This window comes from Campylobacter ureolyticus, assembly GCF_027277485.1.
Lineage (GTDB): Bacteria > Campylobacterota > Campylobacteria > Campylobacterales > Campylobacteraceae > Campylobacter_B > Campylobacter_B ureolyticus_B.
The window spans coordinates 1-1,303 of sequence record NZ_JAPXGQ010000036.1; the positions used below are offsets into that span (position 1 = coordinate 1).

At 31.6% G+C, this 1,303-nt stretch carries 3 protein-coding genes; all 3 read left to right on the top strand.

Annotation, left to right across the window (positions count from 1 at the left end):
- Positions 1-19: 19 nt before the first annotated feature.
- The 3 genes from O6B72_RS09300 to O6B72_RS09310 all read left to right on the top strand — a co-directional run bounded on the left by O6B72_RS09300 (position 20) and on the right by O6B72_RS09310 (position 1,290).
- On the top strand, positions 20-205 hold the full coding sequence (locus O6B72_RS09300; protein ID WP_269490609.1) for a hypothetical protein: 186 nt from the start codon (positions 20-22) through the stop codon (positions 203-205).
- Between the two features lie 2 nt (positions 206-207).
- On the top strand, positions 208-549 hold the full coding sequence (locus tag O6B72_RS09305) for a DUF7768 domain-containing protein (RefSeq protein WP_269492990.1): 342 nt from the start codon (positions 208-210) through the stop codon (positions 547-549).
- Between the two features lie 117 nt (positions 550-666).
- Entirely contained in the window at positions 667-1,290 is a 624-nt protein-coding gene (locus tag O6B72_RS09310) for a DUF3164 family protein (protein ID WP_269492992.1), read from the top strand.
- Positions 1,291-1,303 lie beyond the last annotated feature (13 nt).

Below are 1,303 nucleotides of genomic sequence, written 5' to 3' on the forward strand. Positions count from 1 at the left end.
AAATTTAAAGGAGTAAATTATGATATTTGCAGATAGCAAAAAAAATGAATTAGAAATAAACGGAAACCTTGGTCAGCTTGTGGCTGAACTTGCAGGGATTGTAAAAGCAGTTGCTGAAACTTTCGATATATCAGAAGATAAAATGCAACGAATTCTTAACAATGATAACTTTTGGAAAGCTGTTACCCTTGGGGAAAAGGAGTAAAAATGAAAATGACAAATTTAGTCTTTGTTTCAAGCCCTTATGCATCCATTAAATGCAAAGATGAAGATAGAAACTACTATGCGAAAAAAATAGCCATTGAAGCGTGTCATCAAGTTAGGCTAAATGGCTATGAGCCACTTAGCCCAGTATTAGCTTTTATGGATATTTATAGCGAGTTTGAAAGGTATAAAGTTATGCAAAACTGTAAAGAGCTATTAAGCGTGTGTGAGTATTACTACTTTCATAACTGTAAATATTCAAAAGATAGTAAAGGTATGGCTTATGAGCGAGAGTTAGCTCATAAATTAGGCATTAGTGAACTTAAGTTTAGTTTGTTTGATTAGGCAAGTTTATGGTAAAGATAGTTAAAAAAAGCAAAGATAATTTAGCCGTATGCCTTAGATACGGTTATGTTAATAGCTTTAAATTTATGAAAAAGTATATTTTTAAAAGGAGAAAAAATGGCAAAGTTAGATGAAAAAGGCTTTTGGCAAAACAAAGAAGGAAGCTTTATCCACAAAGATATGATACCAGTTGATAAACAACTCGAAGATGAAGTTGTTGAAGAGCTTATCTTAAAAGCAAAAGAGGTTCAAAAAAGTCTAAAAGAGTTTAAAAAGTTTGCTTATGAGAAGTGTTATGATTTTATTGATTTACTAAGACAAAACTATAACCTTGATAAGCTTGAAAACTCTAAAACTGGAAGTGTTAGTTTAAAAAGTTTTAATGGCACAAAAGAAGTTCAAATTCAAGTAGCTAAGCAAATTAGCTTTGATAATAAACTAGCCCTTGCAAAGGAAAAAATAGATGAGTATTTAGATGAAAAAACTGAAAATGCTGATGCTGAAATTCGCACTCTTATAACTCGTGCTTTTGATGTTAAAAATGGCAAAGTTGATGCAAAGATGGTACTTAGCTTAAAGCAGTATCCCATTCGTAACCCAAAGTGGCTTGAGGCTATGAAGATGATAGATGAAGCTGTTGAGATAGTAGGAACAAAAAGTTATATCAGATTTAAAGAAAGAGAAGATGAAAGGATAGATGGAGCTTTAAAGATGATAGTTTTAGATATTGCAGGAGTGTAAAGCTTTAACAAAG

Bases quoted from the DNA above. Each gene is read 5' to 3' on its own strand.
- O6B72_RS09305 (WP_269492990.1), top strand. From the start codon at position 208: ATGAAAATGACAAATTTAGTCTTTGTTTCAAGCCCTTATGCATCCATT.
- O6B72_RS09300 (WP_269490609.1), top strand. From the start codon at position 20: ATGATATTTGCAGATAGCAAAAAAAATGAATTAGAAATAAACGGAAAC.
- O6B72_RS09310 (WP_269492992.1), top strand. From the start codon at position 667: ATGGCAAAGTTAGATGAAAAAGGCTTTTGGCAAAACAAAGAAGGAAGC.